Annotated in this window: 22 protein-coding genes; 16 read left to right on the top strand and 6 right to left on the bottom strand. The window is 70.0% G+C overall.

The window, feature by feature from the left end; all coding sequences use genetic code 11:
• The first annotated feature begins 8 nt into the window (after positions 1-8).
• The 3 genes from AAF430_15745 to AAF430_15735 are packed head-to-tail and all read left to right on the top strand — an operon-like array spanning position 9 to position 3,302.
• Positions 9-1,337, top strand: a complete 1,329-nt coding sequence (locus tag AAF430_15745; GenBank protein MEM7411683.1) for a homoserine dehydrogenase — start codon at positions 9-11, stop codon at positions 1,335-1,337.
• Positions 1,337-2,686 carry a threonine synthase gene (gene thrC, locus AAF430_15740; protein MEM7411682.1) on the top strand — a complete coding sequence of 450 codons (1,350 nt, stop codon included), beginning with the start codon at positions 1,337-1,339 and terminating at the stop codon, positions 2,684-2,686. Before AAF430_15745 ends, thrC begins: the two co-directional genes overlap by 1 nt.
• A 1-nt stretch (position 2,687) precedes the next feature.
• Entirely contained in the window at positions 2,688-3,302 is a 615-nt protein-coding gene (locus tag AAF430_15735) for a riboflavin synthase (GenBank protein ID MEM7411681.1), read from the top strand.
• On the opposite strand, the gene AAF430_15730 is transcribed toward AAF430_15735, so the two are convergent.
• Positions 3,297-4,082 (bottom strand): SDR family NAD(P)-dependent oxidoreductase, encoded by a 786-nt coding sequence (locus AAF430_15730; protein ID MEM7411680.1) that lies wholly within the window; start codon positions 4,080-4,082, stop codon positions 3,297-3,299. The genes AAF430_15735 and AAF430_15730 overlap by 6 nt on opposite strands.
• A gap of 53 nt (positions 4,083-4,135) precedes the next feature.
• Here AAF430_15730 and AAF430_15725 point away from each other — a divergent pair, with 53 nt between their 5' ends.
• Entirely contained in the window at positions 4,136-4,840 is a 705-nt protein-coding gene (locus AAF430_15725; protein ID MEM7411679.1) for a glutathione S-transferase N-terminal domain-containing protein, read from the top strand.
• Here AAF430_15725 and AAF430_15720 read toward each other — a convergent pair.
• Together AAF430_15720 and mscL are read right to left on the bottom strand one after the other, a co-directional pair.
• Positions 4,837-6,009 carry an OmpA family protein gene (locus AAF430_15720; GenBank protein ID MEM7411678.1) on the bottom strand — a complete coding sequence of 391 codons (1,173 nt, stop codon included), beginning with the start codon at positions 6,007-6,009 and terminating at the stop codon, positions 4,837-4,839. The two genes, AAF430_15725 and AAF430_15720, sit on opposite strands and share 4 nt — an antisense overlap.
• Positions 6,010-6,124: 115 nt before the next feature.
• Positions 6,125-6,523 carry a large-conductance mechanosensitive channel protein MscL gene (mscL, locus tag AAF430_15715; GenBank protein MEM7411677.1) on the bottom strand — a complete coding sequence of 133 codons (399 nt, stop codon included), beginning with the start codon at positions 6,521-6,523 and terminating at the stop codon, positions 6,125-6,127.
• Positions 6,524-6,746: 223 nt separating this feature from the next.
• On the opposite strand from mscL, the gene AAF430_15710 reads away from it, so the two are divergent.
• A complete protein-coding gene (locus AAF430_15710) occupies positions 6,747-7,190 on the top strand; it encodes a hypothetical protein (GenBank protein MEM7411676.1) in 444 nt (147 codons plus the stop codon).
• On the opposite strand, the gene AAF430_15705 is transcribed toward AAF430_15710, so the two are convergent.
• Positions 7,187-8,446 (bottom strand): patatin-like phospholipase family protein, encoded by a 1,260-nt coding sequence (locus AAF430_15705; GenBank protein MEM7411675.1) that lies wholly within the window; start codon positions 8,444-8,446, stop codon positions 7,187-7,189. The genes AAF430_15710 and AAF430_15705 overlap by 4 nt on opposite strands.
• Before the next feature lie 67 nt (positions 8,447-8,513).
• Here AAF430_15705 and AAF430_15700 point away from each other — a divergent pair, with 67 nt between their 5' ends.
• Positions 8,514-9,335, top strand: coding sequence for a protein phosphatase 2C domain-containing protein (locus AAF430_15700; protein ID MEM7411674.1), 822 nt, complete (start codon positions 8,514-8,516; stop codon positions 9,333-9,335).
• A 17-nt stretch (positions 9,336-9,352) separates the two neighbouring features.
• Here the strand turns inward: AAF430_15700 and AAF430_15695 are convergent, their stop codons facing one another.
• Together AAF430_15695 and mgtE are read right to left on the bottom strand one after the other, a co-directional pair.
• A complete protein-coding gene (locus tag AAF430_15695; protein ID MEM7411673.1) occupies positions 9,353-10,315 on the bottom strand; it encodes a nitronate monooxygenase in 963 nt (320 codons plus the stop codon).
• A 53-nt stretch (positions 10,316-10,368) separates the two neighbouring features.
• The gene (gene mgtE, locus AAF430_15690; GenBank protein MEM7411672.1) at positions 10,369-11,724 is read right to left on the bottom strand and encodes a magnesium transporter; all 1,356 of its coding nucleotides are present in this window, start codon (positions 11,722-11,724) and stop codon (positions 10,369-10,371) included.
• Positions 11,725-12,320: 596 nt separating this feature from the next.
• On the opposite strand from mgtE, the gene AAF430_15685 reads away from it, so the two are divergent.
• The 10 genes from AAF430_15685 (at position 12,321) to AAF430_15640 (ending at position 26,109) form a co-directional block, all read left to right on the top strand.
• Complete coding sequence (locus AAF430_15685; GenBank protein MEM7411671.1) at positions 12,321-13,550, top strand: hypothetical protein; 1,230 nt, start codon at positions 12,321-12,323, stop codon at positions 13,548-13,550.
• Positions 13,547-14,752, top strand: coding sequence for an outer membrane beta-barrel protein (locus AAF430_15680; GenBank protein MEM7411670.1), 1,206 nt, complete (start codon positions 13,547-13,549; stop codon positions 14,750-14,752). The genes AAF430_15685 and AAF430_15680 overlap by 4 nt, the downstream gene beginning before the upstream one ends.
• A 2-nt stretch (positions 14,753-14,754) precedes the next feature.
• Positions 14,755-15,627, top strand: a complete 873-nt coding sequence (locus AAF430_15675; GenBank protein MEM7411669.1) for a polysaccharide biosynthesis/export family protein — start codon at positions 14,755-14,757, stop codon at positions 15,625-15,627.
• Between the two features lie 8 nt (positions 15,628-15,635).
• Positions 15,636-17,507: a polysaccharide biosynthesis tyrosine autokinase gene (locus AAF430_15670; protein MEM7411668.1), complete on the top strand. Its 1,872-nt coding sequence runs from the start codon at positions 15,636-15,638 to the stop codon at positions 17,505-17,507.
• Complete coding sequence (locus AAF430_15665) at positions 17,461-19,491, top strand: O-antigen ligase family protein (protein MEM7411667.1); 2,031 nt, start codon at positions 17,461-17,463, stop codon at positions 19,489-19,491. Before AAF430_15670 ends, AAF430_15665 begins: the two co-directional genes overlap by 47 nt.
• Positions 19,488-20,777: a glycosyltransferase family 39 protein gene (locus AAF430_15660; protein MEM7411666.1), complete on the top strand. Its 1,290-nt coding sequence runs from the start codon at positions 19,488-19,490 to the stop codon at positions 20,775-20,777. Before AAF430_15665 ends, AAF430_15660 begins: the two co-directional genes overlap by 4 nt.
• Complete coding sequence (locus AAF430_15655) at positions 20,774-22,060, top strand: glycosyltransferase (protein MEM7411665.1); 1,287 nt, start codon at positions 20,774-20,776, stop codon at positions 22,058-22,060. The genes AAF430_15660 and AAF430_15655 overlap by 4 nt, the downstream gene beginning before the upstream one ends.
• Positions 22,045-22,947, top strand: coding sequence for a glycosyltransferase family 2 protein (locus tag AAF430_15650; GenBank protein MEM7411664.1), 903 nt, complete (start codon positions 22,045-22,047; stop codon positions 22,945-22,947). The genes AAF430_15655 and AAF430_15650 overlap by 16 nt, the downstream gene beginning before the upstream one ends.
• Positions 22,948-24,846: an asparagine synthase (glutamine-hydrolyzing) gene (asnB, locus tag AAF430_15645; protein ID MEM7411663.1), complete on the top strand. Its 1,899-nt coding sequence runs from the start codon at positions 22,948-22,950 to the stop codon at positions 24,844-24,846.
• 84 nt (positions 24,847-24,930) lie between these two features.
• On the top strand, positions 24,931-26,109 hold the full coding sequence (locus AAF430_15640; GenBank protein MEM7411662.1) for a glycosyltransferase family 4 protein: 1,179 nt from the start codon (positions 24,931-24,933) through the stop codon (positions 26,107-26,109).
• The last annotated feature ends 48 nt before the right edge of the window (positions 26,110-26,157 follow it).

The raw sequence follows: 26,157 nt of genomic DNA, 5'->3' as shown, positions 1-26,157 counted from the left end.
GAGGAAGCGTGTCGAAGCAGGAAGTGGGTGTCGGGCTGATCGGTCTCGGGACGATCGGGACCGGAGTCGCCAAGGTGCTGGCCCAGAACGCGGCCGTGATCCAGGAGCGGCTCGGCTTTCCGCTGCGCCTGGTCCGCGTCGCCGACCTGGATACCGAGACCGATCGCGGGGTGGACCTCTCCGGGATCCGCTTCGACAGCGACGCCGAGGGGCTGATCGACGATCCGGCGGTCGACATCGTGATCGAGCTGATCGGCGGCTACGACATCGCGCGCCGCTTCACCCTCCGCGCGATCGAGGCGGGGAAGCACGTCGCCACCGCCAACAAGGCTCTGCTCGCCGAGCACGGCAGCGAGATCTTCGGCGCGGCCACGCGCAAGGGCGTCGACGTCGGCTTCGAGGCCAGCGTGGCGGGCGGCATCCCGATCCTGCGCTCGATTCGGGAGGGGCTGGCTGCCAACCGCATCGAGAGCCTCTACGGCATCATGAACGGGACCACCAACTACGTCCTCACCGAGATGGAGAAGGGCGGCGAGGCCCAGGAGGTGGTGGTGAAGCGGGCGCAGGAGCTCGGCTACGCCGAGGCCGACCCCACCTTCGACCTCGAGGGCATCGACGCGGCCCACAAGCTGACCCTCCTGGCCGCGATGGCCTTCGGCGCCGAGATGACCTGCAAGGAGATCCCGACCGAGGGGATCCGCGGCCTCGAGCCCGTCGACTTCGAGGCGGCCGACGAGTTCGGCTACCGGATCAAGCTGCTCGGCATCGCCAAGGGCGCGGAGGATGCGTCCGGGAATACGCGGATCGAAGCGCGCGTGCATCCGACCCTGATTCCGAAGACGAGCCTGCTCGCGAGCGTCGACGGCGCCATGAACGCGGTGGCCGTGACGGGCGACGCGGTCGGTCCGACGCTCTTCTACGGCGCGGGCGCCGGTGAACTCCCCACCGCCAGCGCGGTCGTTGCCGATCTGATCGAGATCGCGCGCGAGATCCGGCGGGGCGGAGCAGGGCGGGTCGCGCCGTTGTCCTACCTGCCCGAAGCGTTGCGGCCGGTCCCGCTCGTGCCTCTCGGCGAGTTGTCGGGGCGCGCCTACTTGCGCTTCACCGTGCGCGATCGCCCGGGCGTCCTCGCGCACATCGCCGGCGCGCTCGGCGAGCACGGCATCGGGATCGAGTCGGTGATCCAGAAGGGCCGGGACACGGACAGCGCCGTTCCGGTGCTCGTCCTGACGCATCCGGCCCAGGAAGGCGCCATTCGCGGCGCACTCGAGCGGGTCGATGCGTTGCCCGACACGACGGCCCCGACCCGGGTGATCCGCATCGAGGAAGACCTCTGATGGCCGCCAAACCCGCGCACCGCGCCTGGTTCCGCTCGATCCGAGACCATGCCGAGACCTATGCGCTCGACGAGGTCGTGTACACCGCGCAGGACGGGACCCTGCTCGAAGTCACCCACGATATGGACGAGCTCAAGAAGACGCCGGCCGAGGAGTGGAAGCGGCTCTTCCGCGAGCGTGCCCACTCGAGCGAGTGGCCCTACGGCTCGGGCGTCTGGGGCAAGAAGGAGTGGGTGCTGCCCAACATCGACAACGAGCACGTCGTCTCGATGTACGAGGGCAACACGAACCTCTTCTGGGCCGAGCGCTATGGGCGCCAGCTCGGGCTCGAGGACCTCTGGATCAAACAGTGCGGCAACACCCATACCGGGTCCTTCAAGGATCTCGGCATGACCGTGCTGGTCTCGATGGTCAACGACATGGTGCAGCAGGGAAAGGCGATCCCGGCGGTGGCCTGCGCATCGACGGGTGATACCTCGGCCGCGCTCGCCGCCTACGCGGCGGCGGCGGAGATTCCCGCGATCGTGTTCCTGCCGCGCGGGAAGGTGTCGGTGGCCCAGCTGATCCAGCCGGTGGCCAACGGCGCCATCGTCTTCGCCCTCGACACGGATTTCGATGGTTGCATGGAGATCGTGAAAGAGGTGGCCGATCGCGAGGGCATCTATCTCGCGAACTCGATGAACAGTCTGCGCATCGAAGGGCAGAAGACCGTCGGGATCGAGATCATCGAGCAGTTCGACTGGGAAGTGCCGGACTGGATGGTGATTCCGGGTGGCAACCTCGGGAACGTCTCGGCGCTCGCGAAGGGGCTCGACATGCTCCGCGAGCTCGGACTGATCGAGCGCGTACCGCGTATCGTGTGCGCCCAGGCGGAAGCCGCGAATCCGCTCTACCTGTCCTACCAGCGCGACTTCGAGGTGTTCGAACCGATCGCGGCGCGTCCCACGCTCGCGAACGCGATCCAGATCGGAAACCCCGTGTCGGCCGAGAAGGCCATCGATGCCCTGAAGCGCTATGACGGCATCGTCGAGCAGGCGACCGAGGCCGAGATCGCCGAGTCGTGCGCGCGCGCCGACCGGACCGGCCTGTTCAACTGTCCGCATACCGGCGTCGCGCTGGCGGCCGTCGAGAAGCTCGTGGATCGGGGCATCATCCACAAGAACGATCGCGTCGTGGCGATCTCGACGGCCCACGGCCTGAAGTTCGTCGACTTCAAGGTGAAGTACCACGAGATGCAGCTCGAAGGGATCGAGGCCTCGGTGCCCAACCCGCCGATCGAGCTGCCGGCTTCCTACGACGCCGTGCGCGATCGCATGCTCTCCGAGATCGATCGCCGCTTCCGGAGCTAGCGTGTTCACCGGCATCATCGAGAGCGTCGGCGTGGTGCGTGAGCTCTCCCGGAAAGGGGAGATCACCGAGGTGGTCATCGAAGCCCCGGCGATCGAAGAGGGGGTCGGGCTCGGCGACAGCGTCGCCGTGAACGGCTGCTGTCTGACGGTCACGCGGCTCGAGCGGGGCCACTTCTGGTTCGAAGCCGTTCAGGAGACCCTGGACTGCACCTCCCTCGGAGATCGCGCGGTCGGCGATCGCGTGAACCTCGAGCGCGCGATGCGCGCCGGCGGGCGGCTCGATGGGCATATCGTCCAGGGCCATGTCGACGGCACGGGGCGCGTCCGTGCGCTGAAGCGCGTGGGCGACGATGTGCGCTTCGCCGTCGACTGCGACGACGAGGTGCGGCGCGTCCTGGTGGACAAGGGGAGCGTCGCGATCGACGGGGTCTCCCTCACGGTCGTTTCCGTCGACGACACCGGCTTCGACGTCGCACTCATCCCGACCACACTGGCAGAGACGACCCTCGGCGAGCGGGAGCCGGGGGATCGCGTGAATCTCGAGGCCGACATCCTCGGGAAGTACGTCCTGCGCTACCTCGAGCGCCTGGGGCCGATGGCGGCTTCCACCTCATAGCTCCGCGCAGATGTGACCGCCGTCCACCACGAGGGTGGAGCCGGTCATGTAGCTCGAGGCGTCCGACGCCAGGAGCAGGAGGGGTCCGTCCAGGTCCTCGAACCGGCCGTAGCGACGCTGGGGAATTCGCTTCTGAAAGCCCTCGGACTGGGGCCCCTCGAGCAGCACGCGACTCACGTCGGTGAGGATGTACCCCGGCGCGAGGGCGTTCGCGCGAATGCCGAACTTGGCGCCCTCGAGCGCCATCACCTCGGTCGCCTTCACCATCCCCGCCTTCGACACGGCGTAGGGGAACTGGCCCTTGATGGTGCGGTAGGCGGTAATCGAAGCGATGTTGATGATGTTGCCACCGCCCTGGCCCTGGGCGATGACGCGTTCGGTGTAGAGCTTCGAGGCGAGCCAGGCGCTCTTCAGATTGGTGTCCAGCACCGAGTCCCAGTCGTCCTCGTCGATCATCGTGTAGGTCTTCGCGCCCGCTTCGATGCCCGCGTTGTTGATGAGCACGTCGAGTCGCCCGTGGGCGTCCCAGGCGGCGTCGAGGAATGCGCCCAGACTCATCGCATCGCGGACATCGAGCGGTACGCCCAGGGCCTGCACGCCACTGGCCTCCAGTTCACGCACCCGCGCCTCGATCCGGTCGACGCGTCGTGCGCCCAGCACCACGTGGGCGCCGGCCGCCGCGAGCACGCCCGCGAAGTGGTGGCCGAAGCCGGAGGAGGCCCCCGTGATGGCGATGCACTTTCCGTCCAGCCGGAACCGATCGAGAGCAGATGTCGTCACTGGGCCTCCGCAGAAGTCGCCGGCATACTAGAGCATTCGCAACCGGAGACGCCGTGCTGTCACGCTTCGCCCACGCAGCCTCGGCCACCAGTTCTGTCCTGCGCGGTGGTGCGGGGAGTCGGGTGCTCGCCCGGGGCGCGCGTCCGGAGCGCCTCCTCGAACTCTATGAGTTCGAGGCGTGCCCTTTCTGTAGAAAGGTGCGCGAGGCCCTCTCGATGCTGGATCTCGAGGCGATGGTCCACCCGTGCCCGAAGGGAGGCACCCGTTTTCGACCGGGAGTCGTCGAGCGGGGCGGACGCAGCTCGTTCCCCTACCTCGTGGACCCGAACGGCGACCTCGCCCTGTACGAGTCCGACGACATCGTCGCCTATCTCTTCGAGCGCTACGGGGATGGGGTTGTTCCGCGGGCCCTCCGACCGGGCTGGCCGATGCGCGTCACGACGGTGCTCGCCGGTTTGCCGCGGCTGGGAGCCGGCGGTTTCGCCCGGCCGGGCCGTGTGCCGGAAGCGCCCCTGCAGCTCTTCTCGTACGAATCGTCTCCCGGGGCGCGGCGCGTGCGGGAGTCCCTGTCGAGCCTCGAGCTGCGCTACCGCCTGACGAATGTCGCTGCGGGAAGCGCGCACCAGGACGCGCTCCGCGATCGCAGCGGCGCCGACACGGTTCCCTGGCTCGACGATCCCAACACCGGCACCGGAATCGCGGGCGCCGAGCCGATCCGCGACTACCTCACGCGCACCTACGCAACAGGCGGGTCCTAGCGCGAGAGCACGGTGAGCTCGGTGCGCCGGTTCCTCGCCATGTCCTCCGGCGAATCGTTCGGGACCAGCGGCTTGCTCTCGCCGAAGCCGCGCGCCTCGATGCGGTCGGCGGTGACGCCCTGTCGCACCAGGAAGCGGCGTACCGCTTCGGCGCGTCGCTGGGACAGGTCGCGGTTGTGCTCAGCACTGCCGCGGTTGTCCGTGTGCCCGTCGATCCGTAGCCGAAGCTCGGGATCGTTCTGGATCACGGGGAGCACTTCGTCGCGCAGCTTCTGCTCGGACGTGGCCGTGAGCTCGGCGCGGTCGGTCTCGAAGAGCAGCCACGGGATCGACCAGCAGCCGCGCCGGTCGACCTTCGCGCCGGACGGGGTTTCCGGGCACTGGTCGCTGCCGTCGGAGACGCCGTCCCCGTCTCGGTCGTTGGGCGCACCGCTCGTCTTCGGTGCGGGCTTCGCGGGCTTGGGCTTTGGTTTCGGCTTGCGGACCTTGCGCAGGAACACCTTGCGCTCGAAGTCGAGCAGGGCCTCGGCCGTGTCCAACGACGAAAGCCCGCGGTGAGAGCCGCACTTCGACGTCTCCGACAGTTCGCGGAGGAAGTCGCCTCCGGGCGGATCGTTCCCGACCTGGACGGTGTGGATGCAGACGCGGCCGTCGTAGGCCTCGGACAGCGCGCGCGCCCGATCGAGCGCGAGCTGCGGGTCGACCTGGCGGCCGGCAGGGCCACTCGGCAGGCCGTCGCTCCAGATGACGAGCGCCGCACGTTTGCGCTGACCTTCGAGAGACTCGCCGACCTCGGACAGGACGGTGTGGAGCGGCGTGCCCTCGTCGAGGAAAGGCAATTCTGCGGCAGCGCGCCTCAACGCGGGGCGATCGAAGGGTTCGAGGGGCAGGACCTGCCGACGAAAGCCGCCGAATGCCACGAGCCCCGCGGCGTAGTCGCCTTCGGGCATCGCGGCCACGAAGGAGCGGAGCGCCGCCTTCTCCTCGGGGAACTGGGTCTGTGGATCGATCGACCCCGAGACGTCGACGATCAACCACACCTGGTCCGGCGCGACGCGCTCGCGCTTCCCCGGCTCGAGGGGGGCCACCTCGAGCGGAGGGAGTTCGGGGATCGAGGCGCAGCCGACCCAGAAGAGCAGCAGACACCCGAGCAGAGCAAGCTTCGGCATGGCGGTTCCGAGCACCGAAGCCGTCCGGGCGAGGGCGCGTCACCCATGCGGCCACGGTGGACGACGGGAGCCTACCCGCCGTCCACCGAGGTGCGTTCGATTCTCCAGGGCCGGATCAGCGGCGCAGGGCGTCGCGGATCTCGGTCAGCAGCACTTCTTCCTTCGACGGCTCGGGCGGCGCCGCCGGGGCTTCTTCCTCTTCCTTCGTCGCGGCGTTCATGGCCTTCACGACCAGGAAGATCGCGAACGCGATGATCAGGAAGTCGATCACGGTGTTGATGAAGACGCCGTAGTTCACCGTCACCGCGGCCGCTTCGCCGGCGGCTTCCTTGAGCGTCAGTGACAGATTCGAGAAGTCGACACCGCCCGTGGCGAGGCCAATCGGGGGTAGCAGGATGTCGTTCGTGAACGACGTGACGATCTTCCCGAACGCTCCGCCGATCACGACACCCACGGCCATGTCGACCACGTTGCCGCGCATCGCGAAGTCTTTGAACTCAGAGAGCATTCCCATGCGAACCAGCCTCCCAGAACGGCTTGCTCGAGCGCCACCACCCGGTGGCGCCCGTGCGCCTGTGAGGCCGCATGATCCGGGCCCGGGAGGCGCTTCGCAAGGGAACAGGCACGGTGAGTGGGGTGGAAGCAACGCACTCGTCGTTCCCTCGACATGGGCGGCCGCTATCCTGCGCCGGTCCGCGCACGCCCGGGGTCGCGTTCTTGGGGAGACCGCCGCCGCCATGTCCTTCGCCGAACTGTTCTTGCGCATCGGCTGCGGGCTCGTCGGATGGTTGCTGATCTACGCCCATGCGCTGCTGCTCGCGGTGGTTCCGCAGGCCGACTGCAGCCGCGAACTCTTCTCGACGACCTTGCTCTTCGCGGTCTTCGCCCTCGTCGCCGCCGGCTTGCTGCAGGGTTCGCTGCATTGGCGCAGCGCCCTCCGCTGGTGCCTGGTCCCTGTCGTACCGCTGTGGCTGCTGGGTCTCGGCGTCGCCTTCGGGCTCTGGGAGACCGCCGCCGCCACCGCCCCCACGCTGTGCGACGCGCTCGCGGGGAACACCGAAGTCACGGAGCGAGCAGGCTGGGAGCGCGCCTGGGTCCCGGCGCAACTCGGCGCGATCCTCGCCTGCGCAGTGTCGGGAGCGCGCTACTGGACGACCCCGGACGCGAAAGCGGCGCCCTAGACCGCGAGCAGCGCGGCGAGCTCGTTCTCCTGCTCGCGTGCGTCGGCGATGCCCATTTCGATCAGCTCGCGGGTGAAGCGCCCGTCGAAATAGAGATACGAGAGCAGGTCGGCTTCGTCGGCGGGAACGCCGCTCGAAGCGGCACGCGCGAGCAGCTCGGGGAGCACGCCCAGGGAGCGGGTGCCTCCCGACGCGTGATAGCAGCGCGCCGCGATGCGGCCGATGTCCTCGCTCGGCCGAATCGTCACCGTTTCGACGGGACGAAAGCCGACCCCGCGGCGTCGGCGCACCGCCGGGTTGATGCGCTCGCGAAACTCGGGCCCGTAGACCTCTTCGCCCTGGGCGAGCATCGCGTTGATGAGTTCGATGCGCTGCAGTTCGTACTCGATCTGATCGAGGGTGAGGGCGTCCAGGACCTTGCCGAGCAGGAACGCAGGCTGGGTGATGACCTCTTCGGGATAGGGCGGCGCCTCGGCATCGATGACCGGCTTCGGTTTGAGCGCGATGACCAGGATCCGTTCGGAACGCAGGCGCACCGCCGGTGAGAGCGGCGTGTTCATGCGCAGGCCGCCATCGACGTAGAAACGCTCGCCGATCCGCACCGAGGGGAACAAGAAAGGGATCGCGGCCGAGGCCCGCACGTGGCGTGCACCGATCGGCCCCGAGATCGCTTGCGCGTTCGGGTCGTGTTGCCAGGGCGACGCGTCGGCGAGTGCGCCGTCCATGAAGATGGTCACGCGTCCGCTGCGCACCTCGGTGCAGGAGATGCACAGGACGGCCGGGCGTCGTTCGTGCAGGTTGGCGTGAAGCGATTCCCAGGGGACCGCGCGCCCGACCAGCGACTCGAGAGGGGAGAAGTCGACGAGGCCCCCCACCAGCCCCTTCCCGCGCGGCTTGCGTTTTGCGAAGCCGAGCGCGCGCAGCGGAATCTTCAACAGGTCGGCTGCGTCGAGTTGGATGACCTCGTCGATGCGCATCGAATGCCAGGTGTCGATGAGGCGGCGGGCCCGCTCGGCCGGGGGCAGGTCGGCCGTGGCCGCCGCGAAGGCGGCGTGGATGGCTCCGACCGAGGTGCCCGAGACCACGTCGAAGGCGGCCTGGGGGCCCAGCTCGGGAAGCACGTGCTCGAAGACGTGGGCGAGGACGCCCGCCTCGTAGGCACCGCGCGCGCCGCCGCCCGAGAGCACGAGCGCGCGGCGCGGCCGGGGGGCGACATCGGGGGTCGCGGCTTGATGATCCGAGGACGCGGGCGCCATGAGTCGCCGCGGAACATAGGGAAATCCCCGTCCTTGCGGTCGCGCCGACGGGGCTAATCTCTCGCGCATGTCGGACGCGTGCCCGCTCTACCGCGTCGAAGACGGCGAGATGGACGAAGTCCGGGTGCATCCGCTGGGCGCGGGCGAGGTCGCGTTCTTCAGCTGTCGCAGCCCCGGCCGCGCCGGACCGAACGAGGATGGACTGGCGGTCTTCGGTTTCGAGGACGCCTTCGTCCTCGCCGTGGCGGATGGGATGGGCGGCGAGCGCGCGGGCGCCGAAGCGGCTCATCGCGCCATCGAGGCGCTCGGGCTGGCCCTGCAGGAAGGGGAGGCCGAGGGCGGGATGCTCCGCACGGCGATCCTGAACGGATTCGAGCGGGCGAACCAGGCCGTGCTCGAGATCGGCGTCGGCGCGGGGACCACGTTGGCCGTCGTCGAAGTGGATGGCGACCGACTCCGGCCCTATCACGTCGGCGATTCGATGATCCTGCAGTTCGGTCAGCGCGGCCGGCTGAAGTTGCAGAGCGTCGCGCATTCTCCCGTGGGCTTCGCGCTCGAGGCCGGTGTGATCGACGAGGGGGAGGCGATGCATCACGAAGAGCGCCACATCGTGTCGAACGTCCTGGGCGCCGATGACATGCGGATCGAGATGGGGTCCACCCGCAAGCTGGCGGCGCGCGACACGCTGCTCATCGCGAGCGATGGTCTCGCCGACAACCTGCATACCGAAGAGATCGTCTCGCTGGTGTGCGCGGGCGACCTCGAGGGGTCGGCAGCTCGCCTCGCCGAACTCGCCCGCACGCGCATGCAGGTACCCGCCGACCAGGATCCGAGCAAGCCCGACGACTTGAGCTTCATCGCATTCCGGCCCCGCCGGCGCAGGGGCTGAGAGGAGCTCGACGCGCGCTAGCGCAGGCCGTGGACGCGCTCGATGGTGTCCGACGCGTCGCGCATCACGCGGTCGATGATCTCCTGACAGGTGGGAATGTCCTGGATGGCGCCCGCGCCTTGACCGCACGGCATGCACGCGCGGCTCTGATCGAAATCGTCGGCGTCGACGGTCATGAACAGGAGGACGCCCTCGTTCGCCGAGTGGGTCATCTGCTCCGGGAAGCGCAGGATGTCTTCGGGGCGACGCTCCCAGTCGTCGACCCACGCATTGCGCACGACCCGCATCGGTTTTCCCGAGTAGGAACGCGTGATCGCCGTGTCGGCCGAGCCCACTTCGGTGAGTCGCTTCTTGTAGCCCTCGTTCGCGCGCGCTTCTTGCGAGGCGATGAAGCGGGTTCCCATCCAGACGCCCTGGGCGCCGAAGGCAAGGCTCGCGGCCAGCCCTCGGCCGTCGACGATCCCGCCGGCGGCGAGCACCGGAATGTCGACGGCGTCGACGACCTGCGGAATCAGCGCCATGCCGGCGACCTGGCCCGTGTGCCCCCCGGCTTCGGTGCCCTGGGCCACCACCACGTCGCAACCGGCGTCCTCGGCGGCGCGGGCGTGTTCGACCTTGCCGCACATGCTCATCACGAGCAGGCCGGCGTCGTGGCAGCGTTGGATCACCGGACCGGGTACACCAAGACCGGCGATGAACGCCTTGGCGCCGCCTTCGATGATCACATCGATCGACGCCATCATCGCTTCGGGGAGCGCGGCGAGGAGGTCGACGCCGAAGGGCTTGTCGGTCTTCTCGCGGACGAGCGCCATTTCGGCGCGGATCTCCTCGGGGCTAGCGCCGGCCATGCCGAGGGTGCCGAAGCCGCCGGCTTCGGAAACCGCGGCGCAGACGTCGGCGTAGGCGACGCCGCCCATGCCGGCGAGGAAGATCGGGACGTCGACACCGACGAGATCACAGAGAGGGGTGTGGAGTGACATGCGGGGCAGGGTAGCCCGCTCGGCCTCGGGTGGGATCGCTTGCGTGTTGCTGTTCAGGCGGGGAGGCGATCCAGCAGCAAGGTGGCGATCCCCAGGAACGCGAAGAAGGCGAAGACATCGGTGAAGGTCGTGACGATCACCCCCGAGCCCAGCGCCGGGTCCTGGCGCAGCGCCTTCAGGCTCAGCGGGACGGCGGCGCCCATCAGCCCGGAGACGGCCATCGATACCACCATGGCGAGGAAGAGGGCGAGACCCAGCACCGGGCTCCCCTGGGAGAAATAGACGATTCCCCCGCTGGCGATGCCCGTGATCGCGCCGATCACGAGGCCCACCGACAGCTCCTTCGCCGCCGCGCGCAGGCCCGTCGAGAACTCGAGCTCGCCGAGGGCGATGGCCCGCGTGATGATGGTCAGCGACTGGGTGCCCCCGTTGCCGGCCATGCCCGCGACCACCGGCATGAAGACCGCGAGCGCGACCACCTGCTCGATCGTGCGCTCGAAGAGGCCGACGACCCACGCGGCCAGGAAGCAGGTGGCGAGGTTCACGAGCATCCACGGCAGGCGCTTGCGGATCGAAGTGTGGGCCGGGCTGAAGACGCGGTCCTCGTCGGAGAGACCGGCGAGGTGGTACATGTCCTCGGTCGCCTCTTCGGTGATCACGTCGATGACGTCGTCGACGGTGATCACTCCGAGCATGCGGTTGTCTACGTCGACGACGGGAACGGCGAGCAGGTCGTAGCGCCGCACGGCGGCCGCGACTTCCTCCTGGTCGGCTTCGGCGCGAACGCACACGGGCTCGGGGATCATGAACTCGCCCACCGGTCGGTCCGGGGGCGCCGCCACCAGGCGGCGGATCGGCACGACGCCGCGCAGGCAGCGCTGATCGTCGACCACGTAGAGGTAGAGGATCGACTCGTCGTCGTCGCCCACCGAACGGATCGAGTCGATCGCCTCCTGGGCGGTCATCTTCTCGTCGAGCGCGACGAAGCTCGTGATCATCACGCGGCCGGCGCTCGACTCGGGGTAGAGCTCGGCCTTCATCAGCTCGTCGCGGCGATAGTCGGGCAGCCGCTGGAGTACGTCGTCGCGGCGCTCTTCGGGGATCCACTCGACGAACTCGAGGAGGTCGTCGATCTCGAGGCGCGCAATGACGTCGGCGATGCGCTGATCGGTCAGGGCATCGAAGAGCTGGGGCAGCATCTCCGGCGGGAGTTCGCGGAGGACGAGCGCGGCCCGCCGCTGGCGGTACAAACCGTCGACGACCATCCGAACCTCGTCCTGGGTGAGGTCGGAGAGCAGCGGCGCGACGTCGGCAGGAGGCATCTTCGCCAACAGCCGTTCGGCGCGGTTCGTGACGCCGCTCGCCAGTAGACGGCGGAGCGTGCGCGCTGTGAAGTCAGGCGTCGCCATCGCGTGTTCCCCGGCCCACCGCCGGGACACAGCGCTAGGCGTGGCCGGTGGCGATGGGACGTCGGTCGGGTCGACCCGGTTGGTGCGGTTCGTTGCGTTCCATTCGCGGGAGCCGATTCGAGGGGTCGGCCGCTTCGGCGGCGTTCCTCTCCGGGTGGCTGGCCCGGTCCCCTCCCGACCCACGGGTCGGTGAAGGGAAAATCCTCCATCTCGCGGTGCGTCCAGCGTGTCCTGCTCGGATACGCAGTTCGCCCTCCAAGGGTACCGAAAGCATCGGCAAAAAAGCACGCGCCCTTGAGCCGGCCCCCTGGGGATCACCCGCGCGTCCGTGGAATCCGCGAGGGCGGCCCGGCTTGCGGGCGGATTGCCGGTCGCGCGCGCCCTCGCGCGGCGGCACGCGAGGGCTCCAAGCCCCGGGAAGGTCAAGGAAACCCGGAATCCACCCGAAGAGAAACACGTAGCTCCCTTCCCGGTTTTCGCTGAGGTGGACGTTGGGCGCCGTGCGCGCAAAGAACTATGGGGCGAGGAGACGCGGTCGGCGTGACCCCCGGGCGCGCTGGCGACGCTCGCTCGGAGTCGCAGGCGCTGCGCTCTGGGTGGGTTGGTCCGCTCTGGCCCAATCGCCGCTCGGGCTGCCCCAGATCGACCATCCCCAGTGGTCGCGCGGCGAGGCGATCGTCTCCCACGAGGAATGGGCGCGCGACCTCACCGAGGCCTTCGGGCTGCATCACGCACTGCCGCCGGGCGCCCGCGACGCGGATCGCTTCGCGCTCTTGTGCCCCGAGCGCAACGAACCCAGCGAAGGGCCGCCGCGGCCCCTGCACGTGTTGGCGGAGGTTCCATCCGCACCGGCGGGGACGCCGATTCGCGTGATCGTCGACGTCCCGGTCACCGGCCTGTACCGCTTGTCCGTCGAAGGGCGCGGTGGGCAGCGTTGGACCGTGGACCGGGCCGCCCTGCAGCCGGTGAAGGTGACGGAACTCGGCCTGGGGTCGGCCGAGACGCTCTTTCCGCTCACCGTTGGTCCGCACGAAGTGAGCGGTCGGCTGGGTCAGGGGGCGGCGGCGACGCGTGTCGAGCTCGCCGTCGAGCGCACGCTGTGTGTCGCGCCGAGCAATGGCTGGCAACCCGGTCGCGGTCTGACCTTCGGTGCGAAAGCGCGCTCGCTCGTTCACGCGATGGGTCTCGAGCGTCACCTGCCGGCGCTCGATTCGTTCGGGATCGAGGGCGAACGCTACGCCTCGGCGACGAACGCGTCGGGCGACACCCGCGAGGGTGGAGGCAATGCGTCCGCCGGGGCCTGGGCCGAAGCCGAGCACGGGCGCGCCGAGTTCCGCTACCGGATCGATCTCACCGAGCCCGGGCTCTACACGATCACCGCGCGGCTGCTCGGCGAAGGCCGGCAGTACTGGTCGGTCGACGGCGTCGCCGAGGCGTGGGTCGAGCCCGAGGTGGGTCGCGGACCGTTCCATTGGGCCCATGTCGCGACGCTGCGGATGGCGTCGGGACATCACGTCGTGCGCGCGCGCGTGCCGACCGGACATGGAATCGATCGGATCGTCGTGACCCGACGGAGCGATCGCGGTCGCGACTACGTGGACCTGCTCGAGGGCTTCGGATTCCGCGAGGGCCCGCCCGGCGCGGCGGTCACCCGCCACGCGGCCAGCGCGAACCTGGCCCAGCCGATGGTGGCACGCCTCGCGTCCGGGTTCCTCTCGCGCGGACTCGGTGGGACGGCTTTCGCGCCGCCGGCCGCGCTGACCGACGACGAACTCGAGCGGCTCTACTCGCGACCCCTGTCCCCCGTCCTGCCGGCGGACCTATGAGTGGTCGCACGCGTCTCGTCGCGGGGTGGCTCGCGTGGCTCGTCGTCGCGCATGCCGAAGCCGGGTTCGCGGAGGAGGGCGACGTGCGTCGCTTCCGCTGGCACCCCTCGTTGACGCTGCATGGCCTGGCCGACGACAACGTCTTTCAGCGCCGTAGGGATCCCGAGGGCGACGTCGCACTCTGGGTGCAACCCGCACTCGAGCTCGGCTACCGCGGGCGCGCCTACGACCTCGGCGCAGAGGTCGGGGCGGATTTCCGCCAGTACCTCGATACGCGGGAACTCGACGACCAGGTGTTCTATCGCGCCAAGGCCGATGTGGAGCTGGGCCTGTGGCGCGGCCTCACGCTGCGCCTCAGCGACGTCTACACCCCCCAGCCCCAGTTCCTCGGGCTCCCCGAAGACCAGGGTTCGAACCTGCAGCAGACGAACCTGGCCTCGGCCGAGCTGCGCTTCGCCCACGCCTTCGACTCGATTCGCGAGGTCATCTTCGCGCTCGAGGGGGCCCGCTTCGACACCGAGCGCTTCACGCTGCTGAACACCGGACAGGGCGCCCAGCGACGAGCCGGCGGCCGCTTTCGCGCCGACTACTGGCAAGGAGGCGGGAGCGTCGAGCTGCGACGCGCCTTCGGGCGACGCAGCGCGCTCTATGCGCGCGGTCGGGTGCGAGCCCGTCAGTTCGACGAAGACCCGAGCGCCGACCACACGCTCTACATGGGACGCCTCGGCTTCGAGACGCGTTTGCTGTCGCGCCTCGAACTCGAGCTGGCCGGCGGCTACGGAGTGATCGACTTCGTGCGCCGCTCGGACGTGCCGCGCCTGCTCGGGTCGGCACAGCTGCGCTATCGCCATCGCCGCGGCTGGAACTTCGAGGCCGGGGCCCACAGCCGCTTCACCAGCGACCTCCAGGGCGGCGAGTTCCACGACACCACCGGGCGCGTCGGCATCGAGAAGGAGTTCGGCCCGCGCACGACGGGCGAGATCGAGGGCTTCCTGACCTACCTCGACGCCGAGGGTTCGCGCGACTTCGCGGGAAGCCCGAGCACCAACTTCTTCGGGGGCGTGGAAGTGCGGGTGCGCCGACAGCTCGGGACGCGCCTGCAGCTCATTCTCGGCTACCGCCATTGGGCCAACCGCGGCGCCTACACCCTCGATGACTTCGACCAGAACCGCGTCACCGCGACGCTTTCCTACCGGTACTGAAGATGTGGCATTGCTTCGTATGGATTCTTCTGCTTTGGGCGTCGCCCGTCGTCGCGGAAGAGGTGACGGACTACGGCCTGGGGCCCGGCGATGTCGTCGACGTGCAGGTGTGGCGAGAGCACGATCTCTCGGGCGAGCACGAGATCGACGCGTCGGGCCGTTTGCGTCACGCGCTGGCGGGCGAAGTCGAGGCCGCGGGGCTCTCGACGCGCGCGCTGGCCGAACGCCTGCGGGAGCGACTCGCACGCGACTTCCTCCGAGAGCCGCGGGTGAGCGTTGCGCTGGTGTCCTCCGCCCGGCGCAAGGCCTGGGTGATCGGTTCCGTCGCGCGGCCTGGCCAGTACGCCGTGGGTGAGGACACGCGCCTGTTGGACCTCTTGTTCGCGGCCGGCGGGCTCGGCCTCGATGCGGGATCGGCCGCGAAGTTCTACCGGATGGGGGCGCCCGAACCCGGTGAACCCCTGCGCGCGCCGGGCGACGGTGACCCGAAGTGGACGGCCCCGGTGGACGTGGCGGCGCTGCTCTCCGGGGACCTGTCCGAGAACCGGCCGGTGGAAGCCGGTGACGTGCTGGTCGTGATCTCGCGTTCGGACCCGGCCGCGGGGATTCCGCGACGCGTTCGCGTGATGGGCGAGGTCGAGAAGCCCGGCGCCTACGCCCTGGCCGACGCTGCGACGGTGCTGGACGCGGTGCTCGTCGCGGGGGGCTTCACCGAGTACGCGTCGCTGAACCGCGTGCGTCTGGTGCGCGGTGAGGGCGAGGAGCGCGCGGTAGTGCGGGTGCGAGTCGGCGATCTGGTCGACGGCAAGCCGGGCGCCAAGGACATCGATCTCGAGGCCGGCGATCTCGTCGTCGTGCCCGAGAGCTTCTTCTAGGAGGCCCTGTGAGCGAGCCGCGCAACTCGGTCATGCACGACGATCCCCACCTGCTCGATTCCCTCGGCTTCCTGCAGCGCCGTTGGCGCATCGTGCTGGGCGTCTTCGTGGGGTTCGTCGTGGTCGCCGCGGCCCTGGCTTATCGGGTGGACCCCGTCTACCAGGCGATGACGCGGATCCTGGTCGGCGCGACGCCCCAGCGCGGCGTGCTCTCGGATCGGGCCAGCGCGATCGAGGGGTACCTGCTCGAGCAGCGCTCCTTCGAGACTCAGCTCGAGATCATGCGCAGCCAACCGGTCATCGAAGGCGCGGGAATCTTGCTCGGTCGCATCGACGACGAGAGCCCGGTCGAGCGCCGCGACGCCCTGCTGGCCTCGCTCCGCGCGCGAACCCAGGTGGAGCGGGTGCGTGACACCCGCATCGTGCTGCTGCGCGTGACCCACCCGGACCCGGCGATCGCCCGCGACATGGCGAACGCGATGGCCGAGTCCTACATCGACTACTCGCAGGAGCAGCGCTCCGCGGCTCAGCGGCGCTCGGTGGCGTGGCTGACGTCCGAGACCGAAGCGGTGCGCGACAGCCTGCGCCGCTCCGAGGAGCGGCTGATCGAGTACATCCAGGTGGAGAAGCTCGACTTCGCCGGGACGGTGGGCGATGGCCCCGCCGCGACGGACCCGGCCCAGGCGGCTCTTCGCGAGCGGATCGCCCACGCCGAAGTCGAGTTGCGCCAGCTCCGACGCCGCTACCGGAGCCTGCACCCGAAGGTGCAAGAGCTCGAGGCGCAGCTGGTCAGTCTGCGCGCAGGGCTCGATGCCGAGCAGGCCCAGCGCACCGCCGACCATCACAAGTGGATCCAGTATCGAATCCTCAAGCGCGACGTCGAGCTCGAGCAGGAGCTCTACCAGGTGCTGCTCAAGAAGCTCAAGGAAGCCGACCTCGAAGAGGACGGTGCGGGCGGCAACATCCGGATCCTGGAGACCGCGAAGCTCCCGCGCGTCGCGGTGGGGCCAGCGGCGCTCCGGGCGCTGGTGATCGCGGCGGTACTGGGGCTGTGTTTCGGGCTGGCCCTGGCCTACGCCGTCGAAGTCTTCGATCGCACGGCCGCGACGCCCGACGACATCCAGCGCGTGCTCGGTCTGCCGACCCTCGGCGTGCTGCGCGAGTTCGAGGGAGAGAGCCGACGTCTGGTGGCCGAGGCATCCTCGGGGCTGATCGGGGAGAGCTTCCGCTCACTGCGCACCAATCTTCGCTTCAGCCACGTCGATCGGCCGCGGCGCGTGGTGCTCGTGACCAGCACCGGGCCCGAAGAAGGGAAGTCGACGGTGCTGGCGAACCTCGGAGTGTCGCTCGCCCAATCCGGGCGACGCACTCTGCTCATCGACACGGATCTGCGTCGACCCAGCCTGTACCGGTTCTTCGGGATGGGGGAGGGCACCGGGCTGGCGGACGTGTTGGCCGGGGATGCGTCGCTGGAGAGCGCGGTGTGTGCGAGTCGGATCGAGCATCTCGATGTGCTCCCCGCCGGCACCCGACCGCCGAACCCGGCCGAGCTGATCGAGTCGCGTCGGTTGCAGGAGCTGATCGTCGGGCTCCGTGAGGACTACGAGTACGTACTCCTCGATTCGCCGCCCGCCGGAGGGCTGATCGATTCGTCGCTCCTCTGTGGGCTCGTGGATGGCGTCCTCTTCGTCGTGGAACGCGGGCGCTTCGATCTCAAGATCGTGAAGACCGCGCTCCGCCAGTTGGAACGCTCTGGGGGGCGTCTCTACGGGGTGGTCCTCAACAAGGCGCCCGTCGACGAACGCTCGATGCTCTACGGCTACTACCAGTACGGTGTCGAAGACCCGGCGAGCGATGGGGCGGCCGCGGGTGCGGGTTAGCGCGCGGCACTGGGGGCTGGGCCTCGCGTGGACCGGACTCGTGGGGCTCGCCGTCCTCTTCGATGGCCGCACGGGCGTCGTCGAGGCGGGTGTGTGGTTCGCCGTGGCGATTCCGCTCGCGGTCGTGTTCGGCGTGGGCCGCCTCCGTCCCGCACCCGCATCCCTCGGGTTGGGTGTCCCGCTGTGTCTGGCGGCGCTGATGGCCCATGCGTCCATGGCGTCGGTTCCTGGCGAAGCACGTCAGGCCGGTGTCGCCGTGGGCGTGTGCCTGGCCTGGTGCCTCGCTGCGGCGATGGCGCCGCGTCCCGTCCAACACGCGATGCGGGCGGGGTTGCTCGCACTGGGAACGGGGGTAGCGCTCTGGGCAATCCGGGGCGGAGACTTCGGGGCCGCCGCGGCTCCCTTCGGTAACCCGGCGCGCTTGGCGGCGTTCCTGCTGTTGCCGAGCGCCCTGGCGCTCTCCGCGTGGCGTCGGGCGGTGCGGGCCGGCGCTCCGCGGCTGGCGCGGAATCTCGGCGTGCTCGTCGGGACTCAGGCACTCGCCGTGCTCGCGACGGGGTCGCGGGCGGGGGGCTTGGCGCTGCTCGTGGGGATCGCCATCGCGTGTTGGCCCGATCGCGTGGGTTCGCGCAGGATCCATTGGCCGCGATCCCTTCCAGCCTGGACCGCCGGTGCCTTCGCGCTGGCGGCGGCTGCGACACTCGCGCTCCCGGTCCTGGCGCCCGGGTGGTTTCCCTGGGCGGGCCCCGCTGGCGAGTCGTCGGTCGGGATCCGTTGGCAGCTCAACGCCGTCGGCGTCCGCGGGCTCGTCGACGCGTGGCCCGTCGGCGTGGGGCTCGGCGGCTACCGGGATGCGTTCCTGGCGATGCGTCCCGACACGTTGGCGTACGCCCCGCGTCACGCGCACCACGAGCCGCTGCAGCTCCTGTGGGAGTTCGGCGCGGCGGGTGCGCTCTTGCTGCTCGCGCTGGGGGTAGCGATCGTGCGGGCCCTGCGGGTGGGTACGGTGTGGGCCGCGAGCACGGCGACGGCCGCTGCGACCCTCTGGATCTTCGCGTGCTTCGATTCGCCGCTTCGGGTGTTCGCATTGGCGTTTCCCGCCGCGTGTGTACTGGGAGTCGGGTTGCGCTCGCTGGGCCCCGAGGTCTCGGGGGTCTGGGTCCGTGCGGCGGGGGTCTTGTTGGCCGCGTGGGTCGTCGTCGAGGCCGGCAGCCAGTTCGCGTTTGCCCAGGCGATGGCCCGAGCGGATCACGCCCTGCAACGCGGCGCCTTCGCTGAAGCCGCGGCGGCGTCACGGGACGCGCGTAAGCTGCGACCGCGTTCCGTGGACGCCTGGCGACAGCGGGCGGAGATCGCCGAAGCGAAGCTCGTGCTGGGGGGCGGAGACGGTTCGATTCGTCGTGCGGCACGCGAAGCACGCGACCGGGCCTGTGCCTGGGCTCCGGCGCGCGCCGTCACGTTCGCGGAGCGGGCGCGTCTCCATTGGCGGCTCGGGGACGAAGCGGGCGCAAGGGCGGATCTCGACCGGGCGATCCTACGCGACCCGGTGTCGCCGGCGCTGCGTTTCGAACGCGCAGCCCTGGCATGGCAGCGCGGGGATCGTGAAACCGCCCTGGCGGACCTGGCGCGCGGGATCGACGTTCGCCCGGAGTCCGTGGCGGATGTCGTGACCCGCTTCGATCGGCTCGGGGTTCCGGGCGAAACGTGGCAGTCGATGCTGCCCCGACGCCCCAAGGTCCACGCGGCAGCCGGTCTCGCGCTCGAGCGCGCGGGGCACTACGCGGCGGCCGCGTCGATCTACGAGTCTGGTGCGCGCCTCGCGCCCGAACGCCCCCAGCTCGCCTTCGCGGCGGCCCGCGGTTGGCGGGTGGCGGGGGAAACCTCTCGGGCCGAAGCCGTCTTGCGTCAGGCCGAGCGGCGTTGGCCGGAGCACGCCGGTCTTGCCGTGGAACGCGAGCGCCTGGCCCAGGGAGGCGAGGGGTGAACCGGAACGGGGAGCTGCAGCGCGCCGTCGTCTTTGGCGGACTCCTGTGCCTGATGACGCTTGCACTGCCGAACAGCCTGCGTTCGGCGTTGGCCGTGTGCTTCGTGTTGGCGCTTCCGCTCTTCGCCTGGATCGCCTTGCGCGTGCCCCGTGACGAAGCCCAGGCCCTGTTCGCCCTGGTCGCGGCCGCGGTCGGGGTGCGGTTGATCGTCGCGACGGTGATCGCGACGTTGGCGCCGGAGAACTTCTTCTCTCTCGACCAGCGCCGCTACGAGTGGCTCGGCGAGGCCATGGCCCGGGCCTGGGCCGGGGAGGGCAGCCTTCCGGAGAACATCCACGCGAAGCCCGGCTACTACGTGTGGAACGCTCTCGTCTACTCGGCGGTGGGGTTCGTTCCGCTCGCGGTGACGTTCTCGAACGCTGCGATCGCCGGTGGCTCGGTGGTGCTCGTCTACCGGATCGCGCGTGACCTCGCCGACGTTCGGGCCGCCCGCATCGCCGCGGGGCTCGCGGCGTTCTTCCCGTCCCTGGTGCTCTGGTCGAGCCTCAATCTGAAGGACGCCGCCGCGATCGTGACGCTCTTGCTGGTGGTACGCGGCACCCAGCGGCTCCAGCAGCGACCCTCCGCCGGCGCGCTGGTCCAACTCTGCGTCGGTGTCGCGTTGCTCTCGCAGCTGCGGGACTACCTGGTCTGGATCGTCCTGGCCGGGGCGGCGGTCGGTCTGGTGTTGCCGCGCTTGCGCAGCGTCCCGGCGCTGTTGCTGGTGGCGGCCACCCTCGCGGGCGTAGCCCTCACGGGCGCAGCCGGGCTGCAGAGCGAGCAGATGCCTTCGTTGCGATTCGACCTGCTCGAGCAGCACCGGCGCAACCTCGCCGTTGGTGGCTCGGCCTACCACGGAGACGCGGACGTGTCTTCGCCCTTGGCCGCGCTTCGTTTCCTGCCTGTCGGACTCGGCTACTTCCTCTTCGCCCCCGCGCCGTGGCAGCTCTGGAACGCGCGGCAATGGATGACGCTCCCCGAGATGCTGGCTTGGTATGCACTCCTACCCCAAATCGGGTTCGGGTTGCGTGGCCTCTGGCAGCGTCGCGAAGCCGCCTGCCTGCCGCTGCTGGCGATCGCGGTGCTCATCACCGTCGCGTACGCACTGGTCGAGGCCAACCTCGGAACGGCCTACCGCCACCGCGCGCAGGTCCTCGTGCTCTACCTGACGATCGCAGCCATCGGCGTCGCGCGGGAGCGCAGCGTATCCCGCTCGGCGGTGGCACCGGCCGAGGTGCCCGCATGAGGGTGCTGGTGGTGGCGTACTACTTCCCGCCCCTCGGCGGCGGGGGCGTGCACCGGACCCTGCAGTGGGTCCGGCATCTCGCGGAGCGGGGGGACGAACCCTGGGTGCTCACCGTTGATGACGCGGCCTGGGCCCACGATCCCGAAGGCCTCCGTCGGATTCCGGAGGTCGCGCGCGTGGTTCGCGTGCCCAATCCCGATTGGGGTCGCGTGGCCGACTGGCGAGATCGACGCCGGTCGGTGCCCCGCGGATCGCGCACGACACCGGGCCCGGGTCGCTTGCGTCGTTGGTTGGTTCCGGACCTGGCCGTAGGCTGGAGCGCGCTGGCGATTCCGGCCGCGCTGGCGCTCACGCGCACGGCCCGCTTCGACGCGGTCTATACGACCGCACCTCCCTATTCGGCCCACGGCGTCGGCTGGGCGTTGTCGCGACAGGGCCTGCCCTGGCTCGCCGACTTCCGGGACGGTTGGCTCGATTGTCCCACCCGGGTCGACTTCGGTCCGGCGCGGCGTCGCTTGGAGTCCCGTCTGGAAGCGGCGGTGTTCGCGCGGGCGGGCAGCGTGGTGTTCGCCGGCGCCGCGGCGCATGAGCGCGCCGTGCGGCGCTGTCCCGACCTCGCCGCGCGCAGCACGACGGTGTTGACCGGCTTCGCACCGGAGGATCCCGCTCCGATGCCCGCTCCCAGCGGACCCACCCTGCGGCTGGTCCACGCGGGTTCCATTGGACTGAACCAGATGGCGTCGAGCTTCGGGCGCTTCCTGGATGCCCTGGTCGCGTGGCGTGCGCGTCGGCCCAACGCGCACTTCGCGCTGCGACTGCTCGGCGCCGAAGCGGGACTGAGCGGAGAAATCGGGGCGCGGGGCCTGCAGGACTGGGTGATGATCGCGCCCGCGGTTCCGCGCGCGGCGCTGGGACGCGAACTCGCTGCAGCACATGCCGCGCTGGTGCTGAGCGCGGACGCTCCGTTCGGAACCGATCCGATTCCGGGGAAGTGCTTTGATGCGATCGCGGCGGGACGCCCGCTCCTGGCCTGGACGCCAGCGGGGGGTCTCGCCGATTGGGTCGCGACCGCCGGCACCGGTGTCGTCATCGACCCGGCGGAGCCCCGGGCGCTCGGTCGCCAGCTCGACCGCTGGCTGGATGCGGTGCGAAACGGGGGGCTGCCCACGCTGACGTCGGGCGAGCGGGCTGCGTTCGCCGCGCCGGAGTCCATGGAACGCATTCGCGAACGCGTCGTTGCGCTGGTGGCGGCGGGAGGGGGAAACGCATGCGCGTCAGCGTGAGCATCGTGACGCACCAGAGCGCGAACCAGATCGATGCCTGCCTGGCGGGCGTGCGCAAGCAGGGCTCGATCGTCGACGAGGTGTTCGTCGTGGACAGCGGCTCCACGGACGGGACGATCGAGCGTCTGCGGGAGCGCCACCCCTACGTCTCGCTCGACGCAGTGGGGTCGAACGTCGGCTACGCCGGCGGTCACAACCGGAACTTCCTGTGTGCGCGCGGCGACGCGTTCCTGGTGTTGAACCCCGATGTGGTGCTCGGGGCTGGCCACGTGGCGACGCTCTGCGGTGCCCTGGACGAGGATCCGCGCCGCGGCGCCGCGGGGGGACGGCTGCTCCACGCGCATGCTCCCGAACGCATCGACTCGGCGGGAATCGGCTACGACCGCTGGTACACCCGGTTCGTCGATCGTGGCCGCGGTCTGCCCGCCTCGCAATACCGACGCGACGAGGATGTCTGGGGCACGTGTGGAGCCGCGACCCTGTACCGGAGCGAAGCGCTCGCGAGCGTGTCGGGCCCCGAAGAGTCGCCTTTCGCCGAGCGCTTGTTCATGTACTACGAGGACGTCGATCTCGCCTGGAGGCTGCGCCGGGCGGGTTGGCAGAGCCGCTTCTGTGCCGACGCGACGGCCTTGCATGCACGGGGCGGCTCGGGGGCTTCGGTCCCGTTCTCCGAGTACTACCTGGTGCGCAACCGGCTCTGGGTCAGCCTGCGGAACGCGTCGCGCGGGGAGCTCTTGCGGGAGCTGCCGGGTCTCCTGGGTTTCGAGCTCGTCAAGGCCGTGCAGGCGCTGGGACGCCCTCACCTGCGCCGCGCGCTCTTCGACCAGTGTCGCGGGATTCCCGCCGCATTGCAGGCGCGTCATCGGCTCGCGAAGGGAGCCGTCTAGATGTGTGGGATTGCCGGTTGGGTGGGCCGAGGACCCGTCGACGCGGGCGTGCTCGACGCGATGGGTCGGGCGCTCTCGCATCGCGGGCCCGATGGCGGTGCGAGCGCGTGCTTCGCGCCGTTCCCCTTCGAAGGAGACGTCTTCGCGGGTGGCTTCGCGCACCGTCGCCTCGCGGTCTTCGACCCGAGCCAGGCCGGTGCTCAGCCGATGCGCAGCCGCTCGGGACGCTTCACGATCGTGTTCAACGGCGAGATCTACAACCACCACGAGCTCCGGCGTCGGCTCCCCGGTTTCCCCTGGCGAACCGGCACGGACACGGAGGTGCTGGTCGAGCTGCTGGAGCGAGAGGGACTCGCGGTCCTCGCCGAGCTGAACGGGATGTTTGCGTTTGCGGCCTGGGACGACGAAGAGAAGCGCCTGTGGCTCGCGCGCGATCGACTCGGGATCAAGCCTCTCTACCTGCGCGAGGACAAGGACGGCGTGGCCTTCGCTTCCGAGCTGCGGGGGCTATTGGCCGGCCCGAGGTTTGCGCGGCGTCTCGATCTGGACGCGCTGTCGTCCTACCTCGACTTCGGTTTCGTGCCGGCGCCGCGGACCGCGCTCGAGGGGGTGGAGAAGCTCTCGCCCGGGTGTCTCTTGGAGTGGCGACCCGGACGCAGCCGCCGCGTGCGTTGGTGGCGCCTGCCCGCGGGTCGCGACGGTGCGCCCGACGCGGGCTGGCGTGAGGAGCTGACGCTGCGCATGCTGGACGCGGTACGGATCCAGCTGCGCAGCGACGTACCGCTAGGTTGCTTCCTCTCCGGTGGCATCGATTCGAGTCTGATCGCCGCTCTCGCCAAGCGGGAGCGCGGCGACCTCACCACCTTCTCGCTCGCGTTTCCGGACGCGCCCGGTTTCGACGAGTCGCTGCGCGCGCGTCGCACGGCGGCGCGGTTGGGAACGCGCCACGTCGAGATCCCGCTCAGCTCGAGCCAGGCGGGGGCCGAGGTGCCGAGCCTTCTGCAGGAGCTCGACGAGCCCTTCGCCGATTCGTCCCTCGTGCCCGTGCACGCCCTCGCGCGCGGCGCCCGAGATCACGTCACCGTCGCGCTTGCCGGCGACGGCGCCGACGAGCTGTTTGCGGGCTACCGGCGCTATCGCGCGGACGTTTGGCTGCGGCGCTGGCATCGGCTCCCGCTCGCGGCGCGTGAGCGAGGGCTCGCGCCCTGGCTGCGCTCTCTCTCGCCTGATCGCAGCACCCGGCTCGGCGAGTGGGTGCGCCGCGCCCGACGCGTGCTCGAGGTGGACGGGATCGGTGAGGCGGACCGGCTCTTCGCCATGACCCGTCTGATCGGCGACGGCCAGAAGACGTCGTTGGTGCCGGCCCTCGAGGGGCGCGGCGATTCCGCGCGCCAGCGTTTCGACGAACATCACGCGCTCGCGGGCGGCCGCGATGCTCTGGATACCCAGCTTCGCGTCGACCTCGGCTTCGGGCTCCCCGACGACATGCTGACCAAGGTCGACCGGGCCAGCATGGCCTTCGGCCTCGAGGTCCGGGTTCCGTTCCTGGACCACCGCCTGGTCGAGCACGTGGCGCGGCTGCCTTCCGGGCTGAAGCTCCGGGGGACCCGCTCGAAGGCGGCGCTGCTCGACGTCTTCGGTGGCTGGCTGTCTCGCGAGGTGCGCCGCGCCCCCAAACACGGCTTCGAGGCACCGCTCTCGATGTGGCTGCGCGGACCCCTCCGCGAGCTGACCCACGACACCCTGGCCGAACGGCGCCTGCAGGATCAGGGCGTCTTCGACGTGGGATCGGTCTCGCGGATGCTCGACGACCACGACCGCGGCGTCACCGATCACGGGTGGCGTCTGTGGAGCCTGGTCGTGTGGAGCGACTGGACGCGGCGCATGGGCGTGGACTGACGGGCCTGGGCGTGGACTGACGGGCTTGGAGTGGACTGAAAGGGGCGTGGACTGAGAAACCCGCCCGCTGGAAGAGAGAAGCAGATGCGAATCGCTCACGTTGCGAACACCGACTACTTCTGCGCGTTCCTGCTGCGACCCCAGCTGCGCGAGGCGCGCGCGGCGGGACACGACGTCCACGTCGTGTGCGGTCCTGGACCGATGGTCGAGACCCTCCGGCGCGACGGCTTTCGCGTGCATCTGGTCGAGAACTCCCGCCGGATCGAGCCACTCGAAGATCTGCGGACGCTCGGGCGTTACGTGCGTTTGTTTCGCCGCGAGCGATTCGAGCTGATCCACACCCACAACCCGAAGATCAACGCCCTGGCGGCGCTGGCCGCGCGGATGGTGGGCGTTCGCAGCGTGGTGTCGACGGTCCACGGGCTCTATTCCCACGAGGGACAACGCCCCTGGGTGCGCCGCACCTGGCGGACCCTCGAGCGCAACTCGGCCCGACTCGCGGACCTGGTGCTGTGTCAGAGCGCGGAAGACGTCCGGACCGCGCGCCAACAGCGCATCGTCTCCAACGACCGCTTGCGCTCGTTGGGCAATGGCATCGACATCGCGCGCTTCTCGCCGACGCGTTTCGGTCGTGACGATCGCGACGCGATCCGCAGGAGCCTCGGCTTCGGCCCGGACGACTTCGTGGTGGGCTTCGTCGGGCGGCTCGTTCGGGAGAAGGGCATCCCCGAGCTGCTCCTCGCCACGGCGGCGCGTCGTGGGTGGCGACTCCTGCTGGTCGGGCCGGACGAACGCGGCGTGAAGCGCGATGCGCTCGATCCGGCGGTGTTCGCGGGCCACGCCGGCGCGCGTTGGATCGGGCTCCAATCCGATCTTCCTCCGCTCTACGCGGCGATGGACGTCGCGACCCTGCCATCCCACCGCGAGGGCTTGCCGCGGACGTTGCTCGAGGCCCAGGCGATGGCAACACCCGTGGTCGCGACGCGCACCCGCGGCTGTCGCGAGGCCGTGGTGGATGGACAGAGCGGCTGGTTGGTCCCGACGCGCCGGCCGCGCGCGCTCGGTGCTGCGCTCGAGGCCCTCGCGAAGGACCCGGCGCTCCGTCTGCGGTTGGGCCTTGCGGGACGAGATCGCGCCGAGCGCCTCTACGACGAGCAGGCGGTCTTCGACCGGATCGAGCTGGCCTACCGGGAGCTGGCGCGCCCGTCGCGGCTGCCGATGCGCCTTCCCGTGCGCGCAGACGTCCTGCTAACTCCCCAATAAAAATAGAGAAAATGGATCTCAAGGGATCCGGCTCCGACGCCGAAACGT

The sequence above is a fragment of the Myxococcota bacterium genome (assembly GCA_039030075.1).
GTDB lineage: Bacteria > Myxococcota_A > UBA9160 > UBA9160 > SMWR01 > JAHEJV01.
This window is presented reverse-complemented; position numbering and strand designations above follow the sequence as displayed.